Below are 24,848 nucleotides of genomic sequence, written 5' to 3'. Positions count from 1 at the left end.
AAGTAATCTTATCCAATTCCATGTTAGCTAATCTGCTCCATTTTTACAAACATTTTTAACGAAGATATGCTTAGATTTAACAAGTATTAAACTTTTACTCGTTTTCTGTTTGTTATTCTTTCTTGAATTTTTTCTCCTCCATTGCCCATCTGAATGTGATTCGATATAATGGATACGCTAATAGCAATGTAATTGTACATAGAGAAAGTAGGCTGAGTTGATGTTTAAAGGTATCAAAATTAAAAATGTCTTATTTATTCTATTAGGATCTGCCATTTTTTCCTTTGGAATTGTTCATTTTAATATGCAAAATAATTTGGCTGAAGGTGGTTTTACCGGTATTACCCTTCTATTATATGCATTATGGAATTGGGATCCTTCCATAACAAATCTACTGCTTAATATCCCCTTATTTCTGATTGGATGGAAGCTATTAGGGAAGAATGTATTCATTTATACTATCATCGGAACGGTAGCGGTATCGATTTTCCTTTGGTTTTTCCAGCTTCCAAGGATTCAATTAGAAATTCCTCTAACAGAGGATCTAACTTTGGCTGCATTATTTGCTGGTACATTTATCGGTGTAGGCTTAGGAATCATCTTCCGTTATGGTGGGACTACAGGTGGCGTAGATATTATTGCTAGATTAGGCTTTAAATATTATGGATGGAGTATGGGAAAGACCATGTTCGTTTTTGACTTTTGTGTCATTACCCTGTCCCTTTTGACCTACTTATCCTATAGGGAAGCAATGTATACATTAGTTGCCGTTTTTGTTGGGACCAGAGTTATTGACTTTCTTCAAGAAGGGGCATATGCCGCAAGGGGAGCAATGATTATTTCTGACTCAAATACTGAGATTGCCAATAAAATAATGCTTGAAATGGATCGTGGTGTCACGGTATTAAAAGGGCATGGTTCTTTCACAAAACAAGATCGAGAAGTACTATATTGTGTTGTAGCGAAAACAGAAATTGTTCGCTTAAAAAGTATCATCACAAGCATTGATCCACATGCTTTTGTATCCGTAAGTGTCGTGCATGATGTAATGGGAGAAGGCTTTACTTTGGATGAGTATAAACAACCACTCGAAAAATAACCAAAAAAAATGTATTCTTTTCGCATTTCTTTTTTCAAAGGTAAATGCGAAAGGAATACATTTTTTTATAAATTTCATACATTTAAATCACTTATACCAACCAACCTCCATTTAACGAAAAAGGTTGCTTATTTTAAAGCAGATTGAATTTCCGTAACACGTTTATCACTCGGCAATAAATAAGTTAATATTCCTAGCAGCGGCAGCAAACTACAGATAATCATAATGGCTTGTAAACTAAACGTATCTCCTATCACTCCGAAAATCACTCCACCTAGAGCCCCCATTCCAAATGCTAAACCTACAATTAACCCTGATACTAGGCCAATCATGCCGGGAAGCAGCTCTTGTGCATAAACAACAGTCACACTAAAGCTAGACTGTAATATAAATCCGATAATAAACAATAAAGGTCCAATCAGCCAAAATGGCATATGAGGCAAAAGCAGTGCAAATGGCGCAGAACCAACTAATGAAAATAGAAGAATGGTTCTTTTACCAAAACGATCTGCTAGCGGTCCACCTAAAAAAGTTCCAATTACACCAGCAAGTAAAAATATAAAAACAAAAATTTGCGCATTTTCAATACTTAGTCCAAACTTTTCGATTAAATAAAAATGGAGAAAATTACTGATTCCAGCTCCATACCACGACCGAGCAAATACAAGAAAAATTAGTAAGCATATAGCAACAATAATTTCTTTATTTACAATAAATTCGCGTTTGGCCTGCTGTTTTTTTTGTGGGTTTCTACTATATAATTCTTTTTTATACCAATTTGATACTTGGAATAACACGATCATGCCTAAAGTTGCTAAAATTGTAAACCAAATAGTCCCGAATTGGCCTGTACGAACAAAGATAACAGCTGTAAATACTGGTGCTAAAGACTGACCAGCATTTCCACCTACTTGATAAATGGATTGTGCAAGTCCTCTTTTGGGACCAGCCGCCATATAGGAAACTCGTGAACCTTCTGGATGAAAAATGGCGGAACCAAACCCGATAAATAATACCGATAATAAGACAAGATAAAAATTAGGAGCAAGGGAAAGCCCGAGCATCCCGATTAAGCTTGAAAACATCGCAATTGGCAATAGATATGGTGCAGGCTTTTTATCTGCAAGCACGCCAAATACTGGCTGCAAAATGGATGAAGTGATATTCAATGTAAAGGCAATCCAGCCAATTTGCGTATAATTTAACGCCATTGATTGTTGGATAACCGGAAATAAAGCAGGCACAACAGATTGCATACAATCATTTAAAAAATGCCCTAAACTTATCGCAAATAAAATCCGATAAACCGTCAACTCTTGTTGCTTTTTCCCTTGTACGTATTCAGCAGTTTGCAAATAAACCCTTCTTTCTTTAATTATTCGTTAATTCCCATTTATCCCCTTTCTCTCTCATGGGGAATATGAAGATAAAAGGGAGATCAACTGTCCGTATAGGTCCGAATGGTTTTATTAACCATCCATTTGGATAAAAGAATCCCTCCAAATGAAAGGAGGTATCACTTTAAATAAATCGCATTGTTTATTATACACCTTCGTTTGTTTCGATTCTATAATTTTTCGAAAAATCAAAATTCAAATTAATCAAATAAAAAAACGATGTAAAAAGATACTTCCTTTTCACATCGTTCTATTAATTTTATTCGTCTCTTGACATACCTGTATAGATTAAAACTAAACGAATCAATTCGAGCACCGCTACTGCTGCTGCAGCCACATAAGTAAGTGCTGCTGCATCTAATACTTTCTTCGTTTCTCTCTCTTCTTCGTTTCGAATGATCCCTAATGAAACTACCTGATCCATTGCACGGTTAGATGCATTAAATTCTACTGGAAGTGTCACAAATTGGAACAATACACCGGCAGCCATTAAAATAATTCCTAACAATAACATTCCTTCAATTCTTGCAAAAATACCAATCATGATAAATATCCAAGATGCATTACTTCCAAAACTCGCAACTGGTACTAAAGCGGAACGAAAACGTAAGAATGAGTATTCTTGCTGATCTTGGATTGCATGACCGACTTCATGTGCGGCAATAGCAGCTGCAGCTACTGAGTGCCCGTGATAGTTATCAGTGGACAATCGCACAACTTTGGAGCGAGGATCATAATGATCTGACAAAACACCTCTTGTTTCTTCAACAGATACATCATATAACCCATTAGAATCCAATATTCTTCTTGCTACCTCTCTACCGGACATTTGTGAGGAAGAAGCTACTTTTGAATATTTTTTATATGCGCTTTTCACCTTCATTTGTGCCCAAATAGGTATGAGAATAATTAGTATAAAATATACAAAAAACATGTTTTTCCCCCTATTTCATCATGTAGTATATTTTTATTGTAAGCAAGAAAAACTTCAAAGTCAAATTTTATCTCTCTTTTGTTTTGCTTGTCTTTTTTCTGCTTTATCTCCAAGATATTTTCGCCATCCTACATATGATAAAGTAAGAATAATGATACTTCCTGTAGAAATAATCACCCACCATAATGAAGGATCCGCCTCATCTTCATACAGCTGATTAAAAACATCCTGTAGCTCCGCTTCTAATTGACCAACTTCTTCTTGGGTCCCTTTTTGATTAAATACTTGTAAACGGTAGGTATTTAGAAACTCGACAAGAGAATTCAGTTCTTGAAATTGAGTGGTTGAAACATCTAGCTTAAGACTAGGATTAATAATTTGATAGAGCGATAAGAACGCATCTAATCTCTCATTAAATCTCTCTTTATCTTCAGAAATGATTGCATCTTTCATATCTCGATATGTTGTCATAACAGGATCTTCCATTTGTGTCCATAAGGGCTGCTCACCTGATGAAACAGCATCTACCGCCAATCGAAATTTCGTTACAGTATTAATCCGTTGATCACTATCTATCGATGGATTGGTTATAGCTTCTATCGCTTCATCATGCGCTCCAGTTAATATTCGCTGTTCATCGAGTGTAAATAGACTGCCATTTACCGTTACCGTACTAAATTGATTCGAAAAATAATCAAGAATTTTTTTAGCATCCTCATATCGTTCTGATCGTACAAGCTGTAATACTTCATCTGAAAGTGTATCTAGTTCATCTAATTCTTTAGCAGGCGTTTTTTGGTCTGCATATACAGAAAAAGAGATAGGCAAAAGTAAAATCAATATCATCAACAACATAACCAATTTAGCCTTCATTCTTGTCCCTCCTCTATCTACTATTAAAAATGTATGATGAGTTGGACAAGGTTAGACTAAAAAAATAATTCTATTGAATTTTCCATTGTAATTGCTGCCTTTTTTTATATGCATATACACCTATTAATAGACTTAGAATACTAAGCCAAAAAGTAAAGTAGCCGATATTTGCCATATATTGATCCAAGACACTATATTTAGGCATCATCTTAAACACATAGTCAATAACATCATTATGTAAAGTCCAAATTGCTACAAGTAGAATATGGATCCATTTAAAACGATAAAAAGGAATATATAACAATCCTTGAATTGCCATTGCCCCATGTGAAAAAATGAGCATCCATGAGTCTATCCCAATTGCTCCTGTTTCAACATAGACAAGAATGTTCATTACTACTGCCCATATTCCGTATTTAAATAAAGTTATTAAAGCTAGTGCTTCTATAAGCGGCCAATTCTTTTTCCATAAGAAAGCTATTAATACAAACACAAAAAAGAGACTTGCTGTCGGACTATCAGGTACGAAGAGCAGAAATTTTGTCGGTGTCTCTGCTAATTGAAACCTGTACCAATAATAGCCATAAGCCGTTCCTACTATGTTAATAATGAGTAACAGCCCTAAAAATGAACGATTGCTTAGTATCATATAAATACTTCTCACACATTTTCCCCTTTTCCATAACTGATCCTCCTATTTTATCACAGTTTAGAGGGCATAGGAAAATCTCAAGAAATTAGAACTTTAGTAAAAAAACAAATCCCGTAAAGTTCGCTTTACGGGAAGACAAGTAACCTTATTTATTTTGAAAGAATTTTAATTGATTCGTTAAGGTATTAAACATATCTTTATCTCCAGTATCTAATGCTTCATCGATTAATTGGAGAAGTTTTTCTTTTTGAAATTTTTCTATGCTACTTACCAAAAATTGTTCAGCAATCATTTTATCTTTTTCGGTTATTTGTAGCTTTTTCGGCATAAATGGATTTTCTACTAGTACAGCTGCGTATTGATGAACTTGATTTGATGCGTAAAAATTCAGCTGAATGTAAATATCTTCATCTCTATTTAGGCGAATATCATGAAAAGACTTTTCTGCATCTGTAGTCATTACATTTTCTTTATAAAACCTAAAAGGTACTTCATCTACACAATGCGTGGACATAATCAGCCCTCTTGGACATTTTTCTGCATTTTCAACAAAATGGACTTTTTCCATCAATTGATCATGACTCATTAAATAATTTAAAATCCAAACACATTCCCGTCTCTTCAATTGATAATGATTTAAAAACCAACGAATGAAGTCTTTTTTTTCATTGACAGATACAGGGGTTTTCATTTGTAATTCCCTCCTCTGCTTGCAACAAATTTTATTATCCAACCTGCTTTACCTGCATCGCTCCTAAGGAAATGACAACTAGAGTGGACCAACAAGCTTTTTGTTTGCCCTTTTCCCATAAATTTAATTTCGCTAAAAGAAAATCCTTTACGAAAGTCACCATGTGAAAAATACTTTTACCCTTTTTCAATTACTTAATTATTCGTTTTCTGTGAGGCGTTGCAAGATTTCAATATACTCTTCATTACTTGGGTCTGTTTGTAATAGCATATTAAAAATTTCGGCAGCATCCCTTCTTTTTCCTTCTTCTAAAAGAAAATATCCATAATCATATAGAAAATCTGGAAGTTCTTTAAAGAAAGTATATGCTAATTGATATTTGTTTAATGCCTCTGAATATTTTTCTATGCCATGAAATGCTTTGGCTGCATCCCAATGCAATTGCGGCTCTTCCATTTCTTGTTTATCCATCAGCTCAATTAACTCGATGACATCCTCAAATCGATCTTGAGTTAAGAATAATTTATTTAATAAAAGCACTGCATCTATAAACTCAGGATCTATTGCAAGTGCTTCTCTAAAATGTTCCTCGGCTTTTTGTTCATCACCACGTTTTAAAGCTAATTTGCCACCATATAAATATAAATCTTTATTAAACTCATCTTGCTTTATTCCTTCTAAAACTGTTTTGTATGCATCGTCAAGCATTTCTTCATGCTCATATGCTCTGGCCAAATACAAATAGAGGGAATGGTAGGATGAATCCAAAGCTTTTACCTCTTCAAAACGATTTATCGCAACCGTATATAGGCTCGCCTGCGAGGCAGTCAAAGCAAGATTAAATAACGTATTTATCTCTATTTTTTCTTCGAGTGCTTTTTCATAATAGCCAATTGCATCCTCAAAGGCTCCCCCCGCACTTAAGTTATCCGCAATCCTTCCGTTGATATTAACTCCAGCAATATTTTCCTGCATTGGTAATACCTTTTGATAGGATTTTATCGCATCAGCAATTTTTCCTTGTTCCGAATATAATTCACCTAAGGCAAAGTCAATAATCACTTCATCTGGTAGGATTTTTTTTGCTTCCTTTAATTTCTGTTCACTAACCTCATACAACCCATCCATTTGATATAAGTCTGCAAGCAATAGTAAAGCTTGAGGAAAAGAGGGATCCTTCGGGTTAATTTTCTCTAAATAAGAAATCGCTATTTCCTCATTTCCCAATTCCATTTCCACTTCTGCAACTAGAACAAGTAATTCTCCTTCATCCGGATACCCTTCTAGTAGTACTAAAAATAGATTTTTGGCTTCTTCCAAAAAACCTAGCTGAAATAGTTCTTCGCCTAGCACAAATCTTTCTTCATTATTGCCCATTTTTAAAACATCTTGATAATATTTTAACGCTTTCTCTTGTTGTCCATCTTCTAATAAAGATATAATTTCATTAACTCTTTCCATATGATAATCCTCTCTAATCTCCTTCTATATTGTTAGGAAGGAAGGTACTTTTACTTCAAGTAATTCACCATAGCCTGGACGATAATACACCTTTGCCCCTGCTCGAATACATTTTCCTTTGTGTATAGTCATTTGTATTCTATCATAATGATAAAGAAACAAATCGTTTTCTTCAATATTTATGATTGATTCATCGTAAGCAACTAAATTATACGTTACTTCGCCACCTTGGTACACATTTCCTTTAAATGGATAAATCCCTATTTTGGCTAAATCAGAATAGTCGACTGGCATTCCTTCTTTTATTTCATGAGGAATAGATGGTATTTTAACATCTCTCATTAAACTTGACCATATATTTTGTGCCATTTTCTTTTCTTGTTCATCTTTTGCTAAAAATATCGGTACGAGTGGTGCATTATATGGAAATAAAGCCTCTTTTATCCATCCCCATGGAATTTGATATAAGGCTTTAATATCTTCAATCTCAATAAATAAAACTGGTACTTTTTCTCTTTTACACATTCGTACAAAACTAGGCGATAATAATGATAAAGGAATCTTTACGGCTGCAACATAATCTATTGCACAATTTAGTAATTGACTGTTTATTTTTTTTAATTGCAAAGCCAATTCTCTTTCTCTCTTTACTTCTATATAAAAGAGAAAGGTTGTACATCCCTTTTTGATCAAGTTCTCTTCTATATACTTTTTTTGTTGTGTACTAGAGTTCATTTGCTTCACTTGGTTATCAAGCATAACTGTAGTGGGTGTCATTATATATGGAGAGCCATCCATTCGCATATATTGATAAGAGTGGAATTTATCTTTAAGTAATTCAATTCGATTATCCTCAATTAGGATAGATGTCTTCTTCAATCTTTGCCTTTTTAATAAATGTATATTTTCGATGATATATCGCATCCTAAATCACCACCTATTCTTTTAAGACAGGCTATGATTAAACAATAGCAAATATTCCATTAATCCACATTTTTAATGGTTTTCTGTTCCAAAAAAAATTCGTCGACAAACGTAGTATGTTCATCGACGACCAATTATTAGTTAGACAATATATGAAGATGTTCGAAGAAAGCTGGATACGACACCGCAATAGCATTCACGTTTTCGAGAATCATTTCTCCTTCACAAATCTGTGAAGCAACTGCAAGCATCATTCCGATGCGATGATCTCCATGAGAATTTACTTTTGCTCCAGTCAGCTTCGTCCCACCTGTGATAATCATTCCATCATCAGTTGCTTGAATATCCGCACCTAATTTCTTTAGCTCCATTACTACAGTATCAATTCTATTAGTTTCCTTAACCTTCAATTCATGGGCATCTTTTATAACCGTAACTCCCTCTGCCTGTGTTGCTAACAATGCAATGATTGGGATTTCATCAATTAATTTCGGGATAATCTCCCCTTCGATAACTGTTCCCTTAAGCTTACTTGACATCACATTTATTGTTCCAGTCGGTTCAAAAGCATCAGCAGCATCTATTTGAATATCGATGCTTGCTCCCATGCTTTGCAAAACGTCTATTATTCCTGTTCTTGTAGGATTAAGTCCCACATTTTTTAAAGTAATGCTACTGTTAGAGACAATACAACCAGCTACAAGGAAAAATGCCGCAGATGATATATCTCCTGGAACATGAATTTCTGTACCAAGAAGTTTCTGGCCACCTTCTACTTGAATTTCATTTTCGTGTCTACTAATTTTCCCGCCAAATCGTTGAATCATTCTCTCGGTGTGATCCCTAGTAGGTACTGGCTCAATCACCGTTGTGATTCCATCTGCATTAAGGCCGGCAAATAATATTGCAGATTTTACTTGTGCACTTGCTACAGGCAATCGATAGGTAATACTTTGTAGATTTCCACCACGTACGGATAAAGGAGTATACTTTCCTTCTTCTCTGCCGTCAATTTTCGCACCCATTTCCCTTAAAGGAGTAACCACTCTTGTCATTGGTCGTTTGCCTATTGAAGAATCGCCAATTAACGTACTGTGAAAATGTAATCCTGCTAATATTCCCGTTAATAGGCGAATCGTTGTACCCGAATTCCCAACATCCAAAATATCTTTTGGTTCTTGTAATTCACTCATTCCTTTTCCATAGATAACGACCTTTTGGGTATCTTGTTCTATTAATACCCCTAATTTTCGAAAACAAGAGATTGTACTTAAACAATCCTCTCCTAATAGAAAATTTGTTACTGTTGTCATTCCATTTGCAATGGATCCAAACATGATCGAACGATGAGAAATCGATTTATCACCCGGAACTTCAATTTCACCTTTTAACCCATTCCTATTACTTCTTAATGTTAATAACTCCAATACATTCACCTTCGTTCTATCCAATCGTAGTATCATAATTAGAATAAGAAGCGATGCATTTCTGTGCTCTTATTCTATCTGCCTCTGTTTGAAAGCTGATTGCTAGTATTCCAAAAATCTCTTCCCGCGTTTCCATTATTCGAATATTTGTTATACTTATATTTTCTTTTGCTAAATAGCCAGTAATTTCGGAAATTACCCCTGGATAGTCAGGCACATCCACAAATAAATCATAAAAAGCTGGTATGGCACCTTTTTGGTCTTGAGGCAAACCGTCCCTTACTTTTTTTGCTCGTGAAAAATAGTCATATAACTCATCTGCTCGTTCATGTTTAATCAGTGAAAGCACTTTATCCATTTCTTGTTTCCAGTCATTCATTAACTGAATTAATACGTTTTTATTATGTATTAAGATGTCCCGCCACATGGAAGGACTGCTTGATGCAATCCTAGTAATATCTCGGAATCCACCTGCTGCTAACCTTGTAACAAGCTCATGTCTTTCACTAATGTGATCTGCCTGGTGCACTAACGATGCTGCAACTATATGTGGCATATGGCTAATGGCACCTGCCAATAAATCATGCTCCTCTGGAGAAATAATTAGAAACTTTGCATTTGTTCCTTGGAGCCATTTAAGTAACTCTTGAACCACTTGTTCCTTAATACTTTCGTGAGGAGTTAGTAAATAAAAGGCATTTTCAAATAGAATAACTTTGGAAGCAGAGACACCACTTTTATGGGATCCAGCCATCGGATGGCCCCCAATAAAAGTAATACCTTTGTCCAATAACACTTGCGATTTATTTGTAACAACAGATTTTGTGCTTCCGACATCTGTAATTAGTACATGTTGTTTTAACGCTAATGTCGAAAGCAAATCGATGATTTTTTCTGTTTCTTTTACAGGTGTTGAAATAATAATGAGATCAGCAGTTTGTGCTCCTGCCTCAATCGTTGATGCTATTTCATCAATAACCCCTAGCATTTTGGCTAATTTTAAATTATCTCGGGAAATATCATATCCAAAAATAGTACTTTCTGGATGTTCTTTTTTTATACATAAAGCCAACGATCCACCTATAAGTCCTAAACCTATTATGAAGACGCGACCATTCATCCTATCACCGCCTTCTTTTCCCATCATTATTTCGCGACTTTCTGTTCAGCAAGAAACTCCGTCATGACTTGAATCAATCCTTCGTTCTCTTCTTTCGAACCAATTGTTATACGAACTGAGGTAGGGAAATTCAAAGGAACACCCGAACGAACTATATATCCTTTACTCATTAAATATTGGAACACTTCATTTCCATCGATTTTAAAATCAACTAAGAGAAAATTCGTTTGGGATGGAAAGTATGTTAAATTATTTTCTTCACAAAAACGGTATAATTGCTCTAATCCTTCTCTGTTTTTCCGTCTACAAGTTTCTACAAACTCCTGATCCTTTAATGCTTCTTCAGTCGCAATTTGCCCTAATGTATTAACGTTAAAAGGTTCTCTAATTGGATCTAAAGTGTTTAATAGAGTGGCATTTGCTACTCCATATCCAACACGGAAGCTTGCAAGACCATATATTTTTGAAAATGTTCGTAGCACAATAAGATTGCTGAATTTTCTTGTCAGTGAAATAGAATCATAATAATCATCCGCAACTACATATTCGAAATACGCTTCATCTAATACCACTAAGACATCTTCTGGTACCTTTTCTAAGAAAGAAACTAATTCATTTTCTGGAATATATGTACCAGTTGGATTATTAGGACTACATAACCACACTACACTAGTATTTTCATCTATTTCAGCAAGCATCGCAGGTAAATCATGCTCTGCTTTTTCTGTTAGGGGCACTTCTCTAACCTCTGCACCATCCACAATTGCATTATGCTTATATTGACCAAATGTATGACTAGCCATTACAGTATTTAATCCCGGTCTAAGTAGAGCTCTTGAAATCATTAATATAATTTCATCCGATCCATTACCAAGCACTAACTCTTCTGGTGTTACTTTTAGAAAATCAGCAAGCGCATAGCGTAAGTTTGTAGCATATCCATCTGGATATAAAGCATACGAGCCATCTACTTTTTTCAATGCCTCTAAAACTTTCGGAGAGCTTCCAAAAGGGTTTTCGTTGGAGGCAAGTTTTACAATTCGGTCTAAATTAAATTGTTTTTTTACTTCTTCAATCGTTCTACCTGGTTGATAAGCTTTTAAATTTAAAAGCTGCTCTTTCCACTTCATTTTCTTTCACCCCAAAAGTTATTTATTGTTTTGTTAAATCTGGTCTTAATTGAATTGCCTTTTCTAAATAAATATGTTGAATCTCATCCTGATAAAGTTCTGTATTCCAATGCATCATAATACGAATACACTTCTCTAATGAATTGGGAACTGCTATTTCCTTCATACACATTACCGGAACAAATATCCAATCTTCTTGCATACGAATCACTTTTGCAGGAAAAGCTGCATTAATGTCATCCGTTACTGATAAAAATACAGAGGCAACATCGCTCGCTTTAATTTGATTGGAGTTTATCATTTCTTTAAAAAGGCTTTCTGTAGCTGATAATATCTCTGCCTCTACATTATTTTCAACCGTAATAGCTCCCCTAACTCCTCTAATCATCTACTTCCCACCTTTAAATATAGCTAATTCTTCTCTAATTTCCGCTTCACCTATTTCTACTAAAACAGGTTTACCTAATTCTTTTAGTAAGACAAAACGGATTGTTCCATTAATCGATTTCTTATCTTGCTTCATTCGATTAATTAAATTGTTTATTTCTAAATTCACTGGAATATCACAGGTATAACCAAGTAATTGGAGCCACTTTATGTATTCCTCCATTGAAAAGGCTATATCATATTTCTTCTTGCTTAACCTTAATGCAAAAATCATTCCGATTACGACAGCTTCCCCATGCGTAAATTTACCATAGCCCATCTCCGCTTCAATTGCATGCCCAAGCGTATGACCAAAATTCAAAAAAGCTCGTATATTTGATTCTCTTTCATCTTTCTCTACAATAGATCGTTTAACTAGAATTCCCTTTTCTAGTATTTCAGACCAATAAGCTATGTCTACTTTTGATAAGTTATTTATATTAGTAGTCAAATCTTGATAAAACTGTGAATCACTTATTAATGCATGCTTGATCACTTCACCAAACCCTGAACGCAGCTCCTGAATTGGCAGAGTAGACAAAAAGGTTGTATCATAAAAAACCGCTTCTGGCTGATTAAAAACACCAATCATATTTTTTCCAAGAGGATGATTTATCGCAACTTTTCCACCAACTGCACTATCATGAGCTAAAACAGTTGTAGGTATTTGAATAAAGGGAATACCTCTCATGAAGGATGCAGCTACATAGCCAGCTAAATCCCCAACTGCTCCACCACCTAATGCCAAAACTAGTGATTTTCTATCTAAATGTTGTTCTAGCATATAGGTAAGGCAAGCATAAAAAACATCGAATGATTTTGCCTTTTCCCCTGCAGGTACTGTATATGTTATAACAGGGAGAGAGGAAAGTTCTTTTTCTACTGTTGCTAAATGTAGCTTCTTTACGGATTCATCAGTAATAATCAATATTTTCGTTACGTCTTCAAATTTACTTTGAATAAACGAATGTAGTTGTTTAATGACATGTTCCCCAATCCACATATCATATTGTTTCGACGAAGTTTGAATTGAAACAGTGGGCATTAGAATTCCCTCGCATGTTTGTTATGCTCTCTAATATTAGCAACAAGTCCTTCGAAACGATCAGAATAAAATTGATCAACGATAGCTGAAGCAAGCTCCCATGCAATAACATGCTCTGCAACAACTGAAGCTGCTGGCACTGCACAACTATCACTCCGTTCAATACTTGCTGTAAACTCTTCTTTCGTATCAATATCAACACTCTTTAATGGTTTATAAAGTGTCGGAATCGGCTTCATAACCCCTCTAACAACAATTGGCATGCCATTTGTCATTCCACCTTCTAAACCACCTAAACGATTCGTTCTTCTAGAATATCCTGTTTCTTTATCCCAGATAATCTCATCATGGACTTCACTTCCTGGCTTTCTCGCCGCTTCAAAACCAATACCAATCTCGACACCCTTAAATGCATTAATACTCATTATGGCACTAGCAAGCTTCGCATCTAACTTTCTATCGTAATGAACATAGCTGCCGACGCCAATTGGCATACCTTCCACAACTACTTCTACTACGCCTCCAATAGAATCACCACTTGCTTTCGCATCATCAATCGCCTTCATCATTTCAGCGCCTGCTTGTTCATCTAAACAACGGACAGGGGAATTCTCTGTTATTTCCCTAAGCTTCTCGATTGATGCATAATTCGTAACATTGGATTTCACTCCGCCTATTTCCACAACATGGGAAGCAATTTTAATCCCCAATAAAGAGAGCAGCTTTTTCGCAACTGCACCAGCTGCCACCCGAACGGTCGTTTCACGTGCGGACGAACGCTCTAATACGTTTCTCATATCTCGATGACCATATTTAATAGCACCGTTTAAATCAGCATGGCCTGGTCTTGGACGGCTAATTTTCCGCTTAATTTCATTTGCTTCTGCTTCATCGATTGGCTGTTGACCCATAATTTTAGTCCAATGTTTCCAATCATTATTTTCTACAATTAAAGAAACAGGTGAACCTAACGTATAACCATGTCTAATTCCACCACCGATTTCCACGGTATCTGTTTCTATTTGCATTCTTCTTCCTCGACCATGGCCTTTTTGTCTTCTAGCTAATTCTTCATTTATATCTTCCGCTAATAAAGGCATTCCAGCAGGAAGACCCTCTATAATAGTAATTAGTTTGGGACCATGCGATTCCCCAGATGTTAAGTATCTCATATATAAATCCTTTCTCCCTTCAACGCTTTAAAGTAATTATGTTTCAATATAACATACCTATCCAGTTATGAATAGAGAAAAACCTAAAAATCTTTGCAAAATCATCTAAATCTCTTGTAAATTCAAAGGATGACCATACAGTAATTATTTAAACAATGGCAAAACAACGGGATATTCTTGTGGTTGTTTTGCCATTGCTTATATTTTACGATAGAAGAAAGTATCTGCTGTTTCTAAGCCATACTTTGCGGGGGTAAAAATTTGTTCTGTACTACCGACAAAGAAAATCCCACCAGGTCTTAAGGCTTGAGCGAATTTGTGATAAAGCAAATCTTTTGCATCCTCTGTAAAGTATATTAAAACATTTCGACAAACGATTAAATCGAATGGGCCACCAAATGAATCCGCCAATAAATTCTGTTTTTTAAATGTGACGTTTTTTTTCACTTCGTCCATTATTTTATACATCGAGCCTTGCTGTTCAAAATACTTATTCTTTTGCGCCACTGGCACTTCATTTAATGCTCTCTCTAAATACACACCATTTTTCGCACGTTCCAATGCATTAACATCAATATCTGTTGCAAGGATTTGAAAATCCTTTGCCTTCATTTCATTGGAAAGAAGCATTGATAATGTATATGGCTCTTCCCCTGTCGAGCAAGCAGCACTCCATACCTTCATCTGCGCTTTAGCTTTAAGGAGATCGGGCAATATATTTTTCTCTAAAACCTCCCACCGTTTATAATTACGATAAAATTCAGAAACATTAATTGTCATCCGATCTAATAACTCGTCCAATAAATTCTTATTCGTATGTATTGCTTTAAAATAATCTGCAAAAGAAGTAAAACCCCTTTTTTCATAAAGAGATGTCAACCTTCTTTTCATTTGTGCCTCTTTATATAAAGACAAATCTATTCCTGATAATCTATAGAAATTCTTAATAAAATCTTGAAAATCCTTCTCCATGTAATTTCCTCACAACCATCATAAAATCAACTTCTTTTTTAGTATATACGATTTTCCTCAAAAAGGGCCAAATTTTATTCCGATAATTCATATAATTAATCGAAATGTGGAGGCGCCTGTTTATCGTCGTACAAACTGGAGGGCTCTGACTGAGATAAAGGAAACACGGGGAACGCTACCTGATAATATCGTTTATCCACATATAAATAGCTGTCCTGATGAACAGGACAGCTATTATAACCAAAAGTTAGTAAACCCAATTATCTAATAATTTATGATACTCTACTAATTCTTCCTCATCGAAAAATAGGGATATTTCTCTTTGCGCACTTTCTTTTCCATCAGATCCATGAATTATATTTTTATGTTTTACTACTCCAAAATCGCCACGAATGGTACCTGGCAAAGCTTCTAGAGGGTCTGTTTTCCCCATCATTATTCTCGATTTTGCGATAACTTCCTCTCCTTGCCAAACCATTGCAAATACAGGACCAGAAGTGATAAAATCTACTAATTGTGTAAAAAACGGCTTACCTTTATGTTCTGCATAATGCTGTTCTGCTAAATCTTCCGAAATATGCATAAGCTTTGCTCCAACGAGTTGGAAACCTTTTTCTTCAAACCGGGCTATTATTTTCCCCATTAAATTTCTTTGTACACCATCTGGCTTTACCATTAGAAATGTTCTTTCCATAAGCTCACTCCTACCATATGTATTAGACTAGCAAAAATGGTTATTCATGAAAAGAACTTAACACAAAAATTCGAATTTTGCAAAAGAATCTTTAAACGCTTTCATATGTAATAGGTACTGTTACAATTGCTAAAATTTACGTTTACCCAAATATTTTGCTATATTAGCTAGTGCCGATTTGGCTTTTCCATTCGGCAAATCACGAATAGTTAAGAGGGCCTTATTTAAATACAGGTCACTTACTTGAAGAGAACGATCGATTGCATCTGTATTTTTAATGCTTGTAATAACCTCCGTTAATTCCTGTTTTGACATTGCTTCATGGACAGTGATTATTTTTTTGCGAACCTCTTCATTTTCCATTGCAAATAAAACAGGCAATGTAATATTTCCTTGAAGTAAATCCCCGCCTGCTGGCTTTCCTAATTCTTTTTCTGTCCCAACAAAATCTAGTACATCATCTATGATTTGATAAGACATACCAACATAGTACCCGAATTGATGCAACTTTTGCTGGAATTCTTCTTCAACATCCGAAACAATCGCACCTACTAAAGAACTTGCTGAAATTAATAAAGCCGTTTTTCTTTTTATTCTCCGAAAATAATCTCTAATATTTTGATCAAATCGATATTTGTCTTTTATTTGCTGAATTTCGCCGATACAGACTTCCACAATTGTATTAGCAAGTACTCTGTGGGCATCAGGCTTATTAATATCACTCATAATTTCCATTGACCGAGCAAAAATGTAATCCCCTGTATACATCGCTACTTTATTATCCCATTTTGCTTTAATAGTAGGCTGACCTCTTCTTAAATCAGAATCATCTATTACATCATCATGAACTAATGATGCCATATGAATTAATTCCAACGAAACTGCTGCTTTTTTTATTTTATGGATATCATAATTTCCAAATTGCCCTGCAAGCAATACAAATATCGGACGTATTCTTTTTCCACCTGCTTGTAGTAAATGCAAGGAAGACTCACGTAATATAATAGAGTTTGCCTGTACGGTTTCTTCTAATTCTCTCTCAATTTTTTCAATATCCGAATTCAAAAATGAGTACATCATTTTTAATTTCACCAACTACTCACCCAACTTGTATCCATATTTTAAAATAATTATGTATTTCCTTGACATTATTTCTAGTTCTTTTTTCTTATAGTAGCCTTTAATATACTTTCCATTTTTGCTAAAACAGCGGCGAACCTTGTTAAACATTTTCTCCACTTCTATTTAGACTACTCCAGCTATTCCCATATCTAAATAAAATTTTTAAACAGCTAAAAAGCTTTTCTCCCTTACAGGACTTTCATCACTATTGAGATTATTACTTATAACCAAAATGAACTGCAGCAACACCGCCAAAATAAGCTTTATATCCTACTCTCTTTAATCCTGCTTCTTCAAACATCATAGCTAGTTCTTTCATACCTGGGAAATCTCGCGCTGATTCCTGTAGCCATGAATATTCCTTATAGCTTTTAGCAAAAAGTTTACCAAAAATCGGCATAATATATCTAAAATACATATAGTAGCCTTGTCTAAAAATTGGCATTGTTGGTTGCGATGTTTCTAAACAAACAACCATCCCTCCAGGCTTTACTACTCTTCTCATTTCTTTTAAAACAGTTAAGTAGTCTGGAACATTACGCAAACCAAAGCCGATTGTTACAAAATCAAAATGATTGTCTGCAAAGGGTAACTCCATGGCGTTGCCGTGAATTAGCTGTATATTTTTATACTCAGCTGTTTTTTGCTTTCCTATGCTTAGCATATTTTCACTGAAATCAAGACCAATCACTTCCCCGTTAGGGCCAACTTGCTCTGCTAGGCTAATTGTCCAATCAGCTGTTCCGCAGCATACATCCAAACATGCTGAACCTTTAGGCACATTCATTCGCTTCATCGTGTCTTTTCGCCATAATTTATGCTGCTGAAAGCTAATTAACGAATTCATTCTATCATAATTCCCATAAATCTTTTCAAATACATTATGTACCTTTTCTTCTTTAGACTGCTGCTCTTGCATTATTATTTACCCTTCCTCTACGTACAATTGTTGTTTGCTTAGTTTATTCAAAAATCGATAGGCGGTTTCTCTAAATTCTTCTTGCAATGCTGGAAGACTATTTAACAACTCTTCTACACGTAAACTTGCCTCTTTTATATATTTATCCATCATTGCATCTTTATTATTTTTAGTTATTGAATTTAATTTATTTTTATTCTCATACTTAAAAAAAGCATCTACTACCATTGAACTATTCGTTTGATCAAACAACTCTTTTTCTTTGCAAATTCGATGAAGAAACAAAAATTCTTCCACAAAAGCTTTCCATCCATCCATTTGATAGTAGTCGACTAGCTTTTGGATTAATGCTCCTTCAATATCTTTTAGACTTTTTATTAATTGCTCTATTCCCTTTGCGCTATGATGGTAGAAGAATATTTTATTCTCATTAATCACTTTAATGCCTTCTGCTAAAAACTTAAGCATTTTAAAGTCTTCTATTTCAGCTAATATTTTATAGTATTGCCCACTGTATAAATCCCCTGCTAATACCGTTAATTGTCTACTTCGTTCATTTCCCTTATGCATCTTATCATTTGTAACGAGCTCATGGGTATCAAGGGCAATCTGAATAAGTGTAATTGTTGTTGCATAGGTAATAATATCCTGTTTTTTTACATTTGCCTGTAATAAGACTGTTATTGTTAGTAAAAGCTTATGTTCATCCAAAATTGGATTTGGTATATGTTTTTGTAAATAATGATTGGAGGTTTTTTCAACTACTTTGATTTTTACACTCTCTATTAATTCTTGTATAGCCATAATATCACCCTTGTTCCCCATTTATTCCTCTTTCGCTATTATCTATTCATGCCAATCTCTAAAAACTGTCGAAATATTATTCTTTATTATATGTAAAGTTGTTGCTATGACCCGCAGCCTAAATACACTTCGCTTTCCATTGGTCGAGTGCCGAGCCGCTACCATAGGAGTCTACGTGTATTCAGATTTATTAGTTATTGAATTTATTGGTTTTTTCTATTGGAAACACACCAATCTTTTAGAAAACAGCACTAAACAGAACTTTTCCATTTCAATCACATATTTTATTTATTATATCACAAGAGAAAGTAAAGGGGTACAATAGCTACTTTGGAAAGATTCTCTCTTATTCCTTTTTCTCCTTTCATTTCAATCATCATTATTTTATAAAAAAACTCATAAAAAAAAACCGCGATAATTTCGCGGTTTTAGTGAAATACTATTATATGTAATTATTTCACTGCGTCTTTAAGTGCTTTACCTGGTTTAAAAGCAGGAACTTTGCTTGCTGCGATTTCAATTTCTTCACCAGTTTGTGGGTTACGACCTTTACGAGCCGCACGTTCACGTACCTCGAAGTTACCAAAACCGATAAGTTGAACCTTATCACCATCTTTTAAAGCATTCAAGATTGTATCGAAAACAGCGTCAACTGCTTTAGTAGCGTCCTTTTTTGATAGTTCACTTGCTTCAGCAACTGCATTGATTAATTCTGTCTTGTTCATGCCTTTCACCTCCTCCCGAGTGTTTCAAATAAAAGCCTAAAATTAGTTTCATATCTTTATTTGTAAACAAATTAACGGAATTATATACGTCCTACCGAATTTTTTCTTAAATGACATACATTTGTTCACTCAAAGAAGTATTCAAGTATAAAGTAACTTAACCCTTACATAAAGAATAAGAAACCTTATATAACGCTAATTCCTTTAAAAGATTATCATAATCGTTTATGCATATCAAGAAATTTTATGTATTGATAGCGATATTTTCTTATTTTGAAATAAAAGCGTAACATTAAAACCATAAAATTTCCATTTACAACCAAAATTAAAACGTAAAAAGAACTATAACTCCATTGTTTCACTTAAGTAAATGGTGGGTATAAGAATAAATAAAATGCCTCTATTAGGCTTTTTTTATACCAAATTTCGCTTTCTTCTCGAAATAAAATAAAAAAAAAGAACCCTAAAATAGAGTTCTTACAAAATAATTGCTATTAGTCCACCAGAACCTTCATTGATAATTCTTTCTAATGTTTCTTTTAATTTATAGCGAGCATTTTCTGGCATAAGGGAGAGTTTAGCTTGAATGCCTTCTCGGACGATTGAACTTAAGCTTCTTCCAAAAATATCTGAATTCCAAATTGATAATGGATCATCCTCAAAATCCTGCATTAAATATCTGACTAATTCTTCACTTTGTTTTTCCGATCCAATAATTGGAGCAAATTCACTTTCAACATCTACTTTAATCATATGGATAGAAGGCGCTACAGCTTTTAGTCTAACGCCGAATCTAGATCCCTGACGGATGATTTCAGGTTCATCTAAGCTCATATCAACTAAGGATGGAGCAGCAATCCCATAACCTGTTTGCTTCACCATTTTTAATGCGTCTGAAATTTGATCATATTCCGTTTTTGCATGGGCAAAATCTTGCATTAATTCTAGTAAGTGGTCTTTTCCTCTAATTTCTACCCCGACAATTTCTTTTAAAATGTCATCATATAACTCATCTGGTGCAAATAGATCAATTTCGGCAATCCCTTGGCCCATTTCAATGCCAGCTAGACCAGCATTTTCAATAAATTCATATTCACTAAATTGAGAGACAACTCTATCTACATCTCTTAATCTCTTAATGTCTTTTACTGTTTCTTTTACTGCTTCTTGGTAATTATCTCTTAACCAATGATTTTCTCTTAATACCATTACCCAGCTCGGTAAATTCACATTTACTTCCAATACCGGGAACTCGAATAATGCTTCACGCATTACATTTAAAACATCTGCTTCACGCATACTTTCTACACTCATCGCAATTACTGGGATATCGTATTTTTCAGAAAGCTCATCCTTTAATGCTTCCGTATTGGGATGATATGGCTGTGCACTGTTTATAATCATAATAAACGGCTTCCCAACCTCTTTTAATTCCTCAATTACTCTATTTTCAGCTTCTAGATAGTTACTTCTTGGAATATCGCCAATAGTACCATCTGTTGTAATAACTACTCCAATTGTACTGTGCTCTTGAATTACCTTTCTAGTTCCTATTTCAGCAGCTTCATGGAATGGAATTGGTTCTTCATACCATGGTGTATTTATCATTCTAGGCCCATTTTCATCCTCATATCCTTGTGCTCCAGGCACTGTATAGCCAACACAATCAACAAGCCTAATATTTACTTCTAACCCTTCATCTACTTTAATAGAGGCCGCTTGATTTGGAACGAACTTCGGTTCTGTTGTCATAATCGTTTTTCCTGCTGCACTTTGAGGAAGCTCATCTTTTGTTCTTGTTCTTTCCCCTTCATTTTCCATATTCGGAATTACGACCAATTCCATGAATTTTTTTATAAAAGTTGATTTTCCAGTACGTACTGCACCTACTACACCTAAGTAAATATCACCGCCCGTTCTTTCGGCAATATCTTTAAAAATATTTACCTTTTCCAAGTGATCCCCTCCTGAACTTTTCCTAGTACATGGGATAGAATTATCCTTTTAATACTATTAGACAATATATATTTATGATGTTGTCCTATCTCTTTATGACTTATTTTTTATTTTCCCCTCCTTTTTTTTGCTAGTTTTTATATTTACTTAGCAAGTTAGTTGTTTATGAACGTAAAAATGGTACCCATCCATACGTTTTTTATTTGATTCTGAAATTTACCTAATTCATAAAAAACACTCATAGATAAAATAAAAAACCTTCTCTTCAATATATACATGAAGAGAAGGGATATGACATTTTTGTTTGGAAAAAAGATAGAAAAGAGACAAGGAAGGGAAAATAATATTAATCAGCCAGTCTTTCTAGTTAACCAACATGTTTCAAGGTTTTCACACATCTCTATAATAAAGCATTTAAACTAAATCATCACTATGATTTAAGCGAACTTCCATTTGTGGATGCTTTCTTTCCTGACACCTAATGGGTAGTTGAGGCAATTTAACCTTCACGGATAGTTTTATCTTCCACTTTCTTCCTCAAATTATCCTAAGCTTTCTGTTGCTTCTTCCTGAAGTTTAAAAATGGGAAAAATAAAAAAATCAAAGTAAAAAGTAGGGGAAACTTTTCACTTTGATTATCCATCAACTATTTGACCCATACCCTGTTCATTCCACTAGGTTGCTTCAAAACATTTTATGTTATTACATCCATTTTCGAACCATTAAAACGCCTATATTTGCTTAAAAAGATTCCTTTTTCATCCTTTTATAAGAAAGGATGAAAAATACACATCTTTTTCTTATTCTATGTACTGAGAGGCAAGGATGTTTATTAAATCTTCCATTTCATTCGTTTTTCCTCTTGCCATTAAGCTCTCTACGGCAGCTTTTGCATCTTGATCATTAAATAAAATCTGGAATAAAGCATTCGTAATAGGCATCGTAACACCATATTTTTCTGACAGCTGATGTGCAGCTTTTGTAGTCCGAATTCCTTCCACAACCATACCCATTTGAGCAAGAACTTCATCTAACACTTGGCCTTTTCCAAGCATGTTACCAGCTCTCCAGTTTCTAGAATGGACACTTGTACATGTAACAATTAAATCTCCAATCCCAGTCAAACCTGCAAACGTAAGGGGATTTGCTCCCATTCTTGTTCCCAGCCTAGCCATTTCAGCAAGTCCTCTTGTTATTAAAGCTGCCTTGGCATTATCACCAAATCCTAAACCATCTGCAATACCTGCACAAACTGCAATGATATTTTTTAATGCTCCGCCAATTTCAACACCTATAAGATCTGGATTTGTATAAACCCTGAAATTATGATTAATAAATAAATCTTGAACAAGTTCTGCTTCGGTCATATTCTTGGATGATACTGTAACGGTCGTCGGATGTCGAAGACTCACTTCCTCTGCATGACTAGGACCTGATAATACAACAATGCTTTTTCGTTTACTTTCTGGTATCTCTTCCTCGATAATTTCAGAAATACGCATTAACGTTTCAGGCTCAATTCCTTTACTAACATGAATGATTGTTTTTGGTTCGTTTATATATGGAAGCAATTGCGGAATAACCTCTCGCATCGCTTTTGTTGGTATAGCTAAAATAATAAAATCAACATTGCGAACACTTTCTTCTAAAGATGTAGTTCCGACTACTTCTTTAGGTAAGGTTATACCTGGTAAATATTTATTATTTTGATGCAAATTATTGATCTCTGCAATATTTTTCTCATCTTTACCCCAAATACGAACAGTATGACCATTATCGCCAAGTACTAATGAAAGTGCTGTTCCCCAACTGCCAGCACCAATCATCGCTACAGTTTTTTGAATTTTCATCTTCTTTACACCTCTATTATTTTCTTTCTCTTGCAAAGATTTTAATCGGTGTTCCCTCAAAACCAAATGCATCTCTAATACGATTTTCTAAAAATCGCTCATAAGAAAAGTGAAGTAATTCTGGATCATTGACAAAAACGACAAAAGTTGGTGGTCCAACCGCAACCTGGGTAGTGTAGTATATTTTCAATCGTTTACCTTTATCGGTTGGAGTAGGATTCATCGCTACAGCATCCATTATAACATCGTTCAACACACTTGTTTCCACTCTACGAGTATGATTTTCGCTAGCAACTTTAATCATCGGTATTAATGTATGAATCCGTTTCTTCGTTTTTGCTGAAAGGAAAACAATTGGAGCATAATCAAGGAATAAGAAATGTTCCCTAATATTTTGTTCAAATGTTTTCATTGTTTTCTCATCTTTTTCTACTGCATCCCATTTATTCACGACAATAATCACTGCTCTTCCAGCTTCATGTGCATATCCAGCAATTTTTTTATCCTGTTCAATAATTCCTTCTTCTCCATCAATAACAACTAAAACAACATCCGATCTTTCAATTGCTCGCAATGCTCGTAATACACTATATTTCTCTGTAGATTCGTATACTTTTCCTTTTTTTCTCATTCCTGCTGTATCGATAATAACAAACTTTTCTCCGTTAACCGTTACCTCAGAATCAATTGCATCTCGAGTAGTACCAGCTACATTACTAACGATTACTCGATCTTCTCCTAACATTGCATTAACTAAGGATGATTTCCCTACATTTGGTCTCCCAATAAGAGAAAATTTAATAATATCATCACCGTAATCCTTTGTATCATGCTTAGGAAAATGCTTTGCAGCTTCATCCAATAAATCACCGAGACCTAAACCATGAGATCCTGAAATTGGAAATGGTTCGCCAAATCCTAATGCATAAAAATCATAGATTTGTTCTCTCATATCCGGATTATCTACTTTATTAACGGCAAGAACAACTGGCTTTTTAGCTTTATACAATATTTTTGCAACTTCTTCATCGGCAGAAGTAACCCCTTCACGACCATTTGTTATAAAGATAATAACATCTGCCTCTTCTATTGCTATCTCCGCTTGCATACGTATTTGATCTAAAAATGGTTCATCCCCAATATCGATTCCACCTGTATCAATAAGATTAAAATCATGGTTTAACCATTCTGCAGAGCTATAAATACGATCTCTCGTTACTCCTGGTATATCTTCCACAATTGAAATACGTTCTCCCACTATCCGATTAAAGATAGTCGATTTTCCTACATTCGGTCTTCCAACTATCGCAATAACTGGTTTAGCCATCGCTATCATTCCCTTCACACATAATCATTCTATCCATGCCACATGATTCCTTAAAAAAATAGTAACTAAGTAATCACAGTGTTAAAGAACATTCTTAAATTATTTATTACCTTTATAACATAAGTACA

The 24,848-nt window shown here is 34.7% G+C and carries 23 protein-coding genes; 1 reads left to right on the top strand and 22 read right to left on the bottom strand.

Annotated features, from left to right (window positions below):
• Positions 1 to 220 precede the first annotated feature (220 nt).
• Positions 221 to 1,099 (top strand): YitT family protein, encoded by an 879-nt coding sequence (locus ACTQ5K_RS08430; protein ID WP_031538318.1) that lies wholly within the window; start codon positions 221 to 223, stop codon positions 1,097 to 1,099.
• A gap of 128 nt (positions 1,100 to 1,227) precedes the next feature.
• Here the strand turns inward: ACTQ5K_RS08430 and ACTQ5K_RS08425 are convergent, their stop codons facing one another.
• The 22 genes from ACTQ5K_RS08425 to der all read right to left on the bottom strand — a co-directional run bounded on the left by ACTQ5K_RS08425 (position 1,228) and on the right by der (position 24,720).
• A complete protein-coding gene (locus tag ACTQ5K_RS08425; protein ID WP_441993820.1) occupies positions 1,228 to 2,454 on the bottom strand; it encodes an MFS transporter in 1,227 nt (408 codons plus the stop codon).
• Positions 2,455 to 2,755: 301 nt separating this feature from the next.
• Positions 2,756 to 3,430 (bottom strand): zinc metallopeptidase, encoded by a 675-nt coding sequence (locus ACTQ5K_RS08420; RefSeq protein WP_031538316.1) that lies wholly within the window; start codon positions 3,428 to 3,430, stop codon positions 2,756 to 2,758.
• Positions 3,431 to 3,490: 60 nt separating this feature from the next.
• Complete coding sequence (ypjB, locus tag ACTQ5K_RS08415) at positions 3,491 to 4,303, bottom strand: sporulation protein YpjB (RefSeq protein ID WP_031538315.1); 813 nt, start codon at positions 4,301 to 4,303, stop codon at positions 3,491 to 3,493.
• 70 nt (positions 4,304 to 4,373) lie between these two features.
• Positions 4,374 to 4,967, bottom strand: a complete 594-nt coding sequence (locus ACTQ5K_RS08410) for a DUF1405 domain-containing protein (RefSeq protein WP_035416534.1) — start codon at positions 4,965 to 4,967, stop codon at positions 4,374 to 4,376.
• 133 nt (positions 4,968 to 5,100) lie between these two features.
• The gene (locus ACTQ5K_RS08405; RefSeq protein WP_031538313.1) at positions 5,101 to 5,646 is read right to left on the bottom strand and encodes a ReoY family proteolytic degradation factor; all 546 of its coding nucleotides are present in this window, start codon (positions 5,644 to 5,646) and stop codon (positions 5,101 to 5,103) included.
• Between the two features lie 198 nt (positions 5,647 to 5,844).
• On the bottom strand, positions 5,845 to 7,107 hold the full coding sequence (locus ACTQ5K_RS08400; protein ID WP_031538312.1) for a tetratricopeptide repeat protein: 1,263 nt from the start codon (positions 7,105 to 7,107) through the stop codon (positions 5,845 to 5,847).
• 24 nt (positions 7,108 to 7,131) lie between these two features.
• Complete coding sequence (locus tag ACTQ5K_RS08395; protein WP_251627993.1) at positions 7,132 to 8,031, bottom strand: hypothetical protein; 900 nt, start codon at positions 8,029 to 8,031, stop codon at positions 7,132 to 7,134.
• A 137-nt stretch (positions 8,032 to 8,168) separates the two neighbouring features.
• Positions 8,169 to 9,458, bottom strand: coding sequence for a 3-phosphoshikimate 1-carboxyvinyltransferase (gene aroA / locus ACTQ5K_RS08390; RefSeq protein WP_441993819.1), 1,290 nt, complete (start codon positions 9,456 to 9,458; stop codon positions 8,169 to 8,171).
• Positions 9,459 to 9,474: 16 nt separating this feature from the next.
• Complete coding sequence (locus ACTQ5K_RS08385; RefSeq protein ID WP_251628029.1) at positions 9,475 to 10,578, bottom strand: prephenate dehydrogenase; 1,104 nt, start codon at positions 10,576 to 10,578, stop codon at positions 9,475 to 9,477.
• 26 nt (positions 10,579 to 10,604) lie between these two features.
• Positions 10,605 to 11,708 carry a histidinol-phosphate transaminase gene (hisC, locus tag ACTQ5K_RS08380; RefSeq protein ID WP_251627997.1) on the bottom strand — a complete coding sequence of 368 codons (1,104 nt, stop codon included), beginning with the start codon at positions 11,706 to 11,708 and terminating at the stop codon, positions 10,605 to 10,607.
• Positions 11,709 to 11,730: 22 nt separating this feature from the next.
• Positions 11,731 to 12,096 carry a chorismate mutase gene (gene aroH / locus ACTQ5K_RS08375; RefSeq protein ID WP_251627999.1) on the bottom strand — a complete coding sequence of 122 codons (366 nt, stop codon included), beginning with the start codon at positions 12,094 to 12,096 and terminating at the stop codon, positions 11,731 to 11,733.
• Positions 12,097 to 13,179: a 3-dehydroquinate synthase gene (aroB, locus tag ACTQ5K_RS08370; protein WP_251628001.1), complete on the bottom strand. Its 1,083-nt coding sequence runs from the start codon at positions 13,177 to 13,179 to the stop codon at positions 12,097 to 12,099. It lies immediately after the preceding gene.
• Complete coding sequence (gene aroC / locus ACTQ5K_RS08365; protein WP_251628003.1) at positions 13,179 to 14,351, bottom strand: chorismate synthase; 1,173 nt, start codon at positions 14,349 to 14,351, stop codon at positions 13,179 to 13,181. Before aroC ends, aroB begins: the two co-directional genes overlap by 1 nt.
• 198 nt (positions 14,352 to 14,549) lie before the next feature.
• Positions 14,550 to 15,323 carry a CheR family methyltransferase gene (locus ACTQ5K_RS08360; RefSeq protein ID WP_031538304.1) on the bottom strand — a complete coding sequence of 258 codons (774 nt, stop codon included), beginning with the start codon at positions 15,321 to 15,323 and terminating at the stop codon, positions 14,550 to 14,552.
• Positions 15,324 to 15,570: 247 nt separating this feature from the next.
• On the bottom strand, positions 15,571 to 16,017 hold the full coding sequence (gene ndk / locus ACTQ5K_RS08355; protein WP_031538303.1) for a nucleoside-diphosphate kinase: 447 nt from the start codon (positions 16,015 to 16,017) through the stop codon (positions 15,571 to 15,573).
• A gap of 129 nt (positions 16,018 to 16,146) precedes the next feature.
• Positions 16,147 to 17,109, bottom strand: a complete 963-nt coding sequence (gene hepT / locus ACTQ5K_RS08350) for a heptaprenyl diphosphate synthase component II (protein ID WP_031538302.1) — start codon at positions 17,107 to 17,109, stop codon at positions 16,147 to 16,149.
• Between the two features lie 247 nt (positions 17,110 to 17,356).
• On the bottom strand, positions 17,357 to 18,058 hold the full coding sequence (locus ACTQ5K_RS08345; RefSeq protein ID WP_031538301.1) for a demethylmenaquinone methyltransferase: 702 nt from the start codon (positions 18,056 to 18,058) through the stop codon (positions 17,357 to 17,359).
• Positions 18,059 to 18,064: 6 nt separating this feature from the next.
• Positions 18,065 to 18,883, bottom strand: a complete 819-nt coding sequence (locus tag ACTQ5K_RS08340; RefSeq protein ID WP_048717802.1) for a heptaprenyl diphosphate synthase component 1 — start codon at positions 18,881 to 18,883, stop codon at positions 18,065 to 18,067.
• Between the two features lie 431 nt (positions 18,884 to 19,314).
• The gene (locus ACTQ5K_RS08335; RefSeq protein WP_016203034.1) at positions 19,315 to 19,587 is read right to left on the bottom strand and encodes an HU family DNA-binding protein; all 273 of its coding nucleotides are present in this window, start codon (positions 19,585 to 19,587) and stop codon (positions 19,315 to 19,317) included.
• A 477-nt stretch (positions 19,588 to 20,064) separates the two neighbouring features.
• On the bottom strand, positions 20,065 to 21,543 hold the full coding sequence (gene spoIVA, locus ACTQ5K_RS08330; RefSeq protein WP_031538299.1) for a stage IV sporulation protein A: 1,479 nt from the start codon (positions 21,541 to 21,543) through the stop codon (positions 20,065 to 20,067).
• 800 nt (positions 21,544 to 22,343) lie between these two features.
• Positions 22,344 to 23,393: an NAD(P)H-dependent glycerol-3-phosphate dehydrogenase gene (locus tag ACTQ5K_RS08325; RefSeq protein ID WP_031538298.1), complete on the bottom strand. Its 1,050-nt coding sequence runs from the start codon at positions 23,391 to 23,393 to the stop codon at positions 22,344 to 22,346.
• Between the two features lie 16 nt (positions 23,394 to 23,409).
• Positions 23,410 to 24,720, bottom strand: coding sequence for a ribosome biogenesis GTPase Der (gene der / locus ACTQ5K_RS08320; RefSeq protein WP_031538297.1), 1,311 nt, complete (start codon positions 24,718 to 24,720; stop codon positions 23,410 to 23,412).
• Positions 24,721 to 24,848 lie beyond the last annotated feature (128 nt).

Origin of the sequence: Niallia sp. Sow4_A1 (genome assembly GCF_052116745.1) — a bacterium.
In the GTDB taxonomy this organism is placed as follows: domain Bacteria; phylum Bacillota; class Bacilli; order Bacillales; family Cytobacillaceae; genus Niallia; species Niallia hominis.
The sequence above is the reverse complement of the archived record's forward strand: the minus strand, read 5'-3'. Positions and strand labels throughout refer to the sequence as shown.

Excerpts from the sequence above, each read along its gene's own strand:
- ACTQ5K_RS08405 (WP_031538313.1), bottom strand. The coding sequence starts at position 5,646 with ATGAAAACCCCTGTATCTGTCAATGAAAAAAAAGACTTCATTCGTTGG.
- ACTQ5K_RS08420 (WP_031538316.1), bottom strand. The coding sequence starts at position 3,430 with ATGTTTTTTGTATATTTTATACTAATTATTCTCATACCTATTTGGGCA.
- ACTQ5K_RS08340 (WP_048717802.1), bottom strand. The coding sequence starts at position 18,883 with ATGGGGAACAAGGGTGATATTATGGCTATACAAGAATTAATAGAGAGT.
- aroB (WP_251628001.1), bottom strand. The coding sequence starts at position 13,179 with ATGCCCACTGTTTCAATTCAAACTTCGTCGAAACAATATGATATGTGG.
- ACTQ5K_RS08400 (WP_031538312.1), bottom strand. The coding sequence starts at position 7,107 with ATGGAAAGAGTTAATGAAATTATATCTTTATTAGAAGATGGACAACAA.
- ACTQ5K_RS08360 (WP_031538304.1), bottom strand. The coding sequence starts at position 15,323 with ATGGAGAAGGATTTTCAAGATTTTATTAAGAATTTCTATAGATTATCA.
- ACTQ5K_RS08325 (WP_031538298.1), bottom strand. The coding sequence starts at position 23,393 with ATGAAAATTCAAAAAACTGTAGCGATGATTGGTGCTGGCAGTTGGGGA.
- ACTQ5K_RS08385 (WP_251628029.1), bottom strand. The coding sequence starts at position 10,578 with ATGAATGGTCGCGTCTTCATAATAGGTTTAGGACTTATAGGTGGATCG.
- ACTQ5K_RS08345 (WP_031538301.1), bottom strand. The coding sequence starts at position 18,058 with ATGCAAGAGCAGCAGTCTAAAGAAGAAAAGGTACATAATGTATTTGAA.
- ndk (WP_031538303.1), bottom strand. The coding sequence starts at position 16,017 with ATGGAAAGAACATTTCTAATGGTAAAGCCAGATGGTGTACAAAGAAAT.
- ACTQ5K_RS08335 (WP_016203034.1), bottom strand. The coding sequence starts at position 19,587 with ATGAACAAGACAGAATTAATCAATGCAGTTGCTGAAGCAAGTGAACTA.
- ACTQ5K_RS08430 (WP_031538318.1), top strand. The coding sequence starts at position 221 with ATGTTTAAAGGTATCAAAATTAAAAATGTCTTATTTATTCTATTAGGA.
- der (WP_031538297.1), bottom strand. The coding sequence starts at position 24,720 with ATGGCTAAACCAGTTATTGCGATAGTTGGAAGACCGAATGTAGGAAAA.
- ypjB (WP_031538315.1), bottom strand. The coding sequence starts at position 4,303 with ATGAAGGCTAAATTGGTTATGTTGTTGATGATATTGATTTTACTTTTG.
- hisC (WP_251627997.1), bottom strand. The coding sequence starts at position 11,708 with ATGAAGTGGAAAGAGCAGCTTTTAAATTTAAAAGCTTATCAACCAGGT.
- aroH (WP_251627999.1), bottom strand. The coding sequence starts at position 12,096 with ATGATTAGAGGAGTTAGGGGAGCTATTACGGTTGAAAATAATGTAGAG.
- aroC (WP_251628003.1), bottom strand. The coding sequence starts at position 14,351 with ATGAGATACTTAACATCTGGGGAATCGCATGGTCCCAAACTAATTACT.
- ACTQ5K_RS08395 (WP_251627993.1), bottom strand. The coding sequence starts at position 8,031 with ATGCGATATATCATCGAAAATATACATTTATTAAAAAGGCAAAGATTG.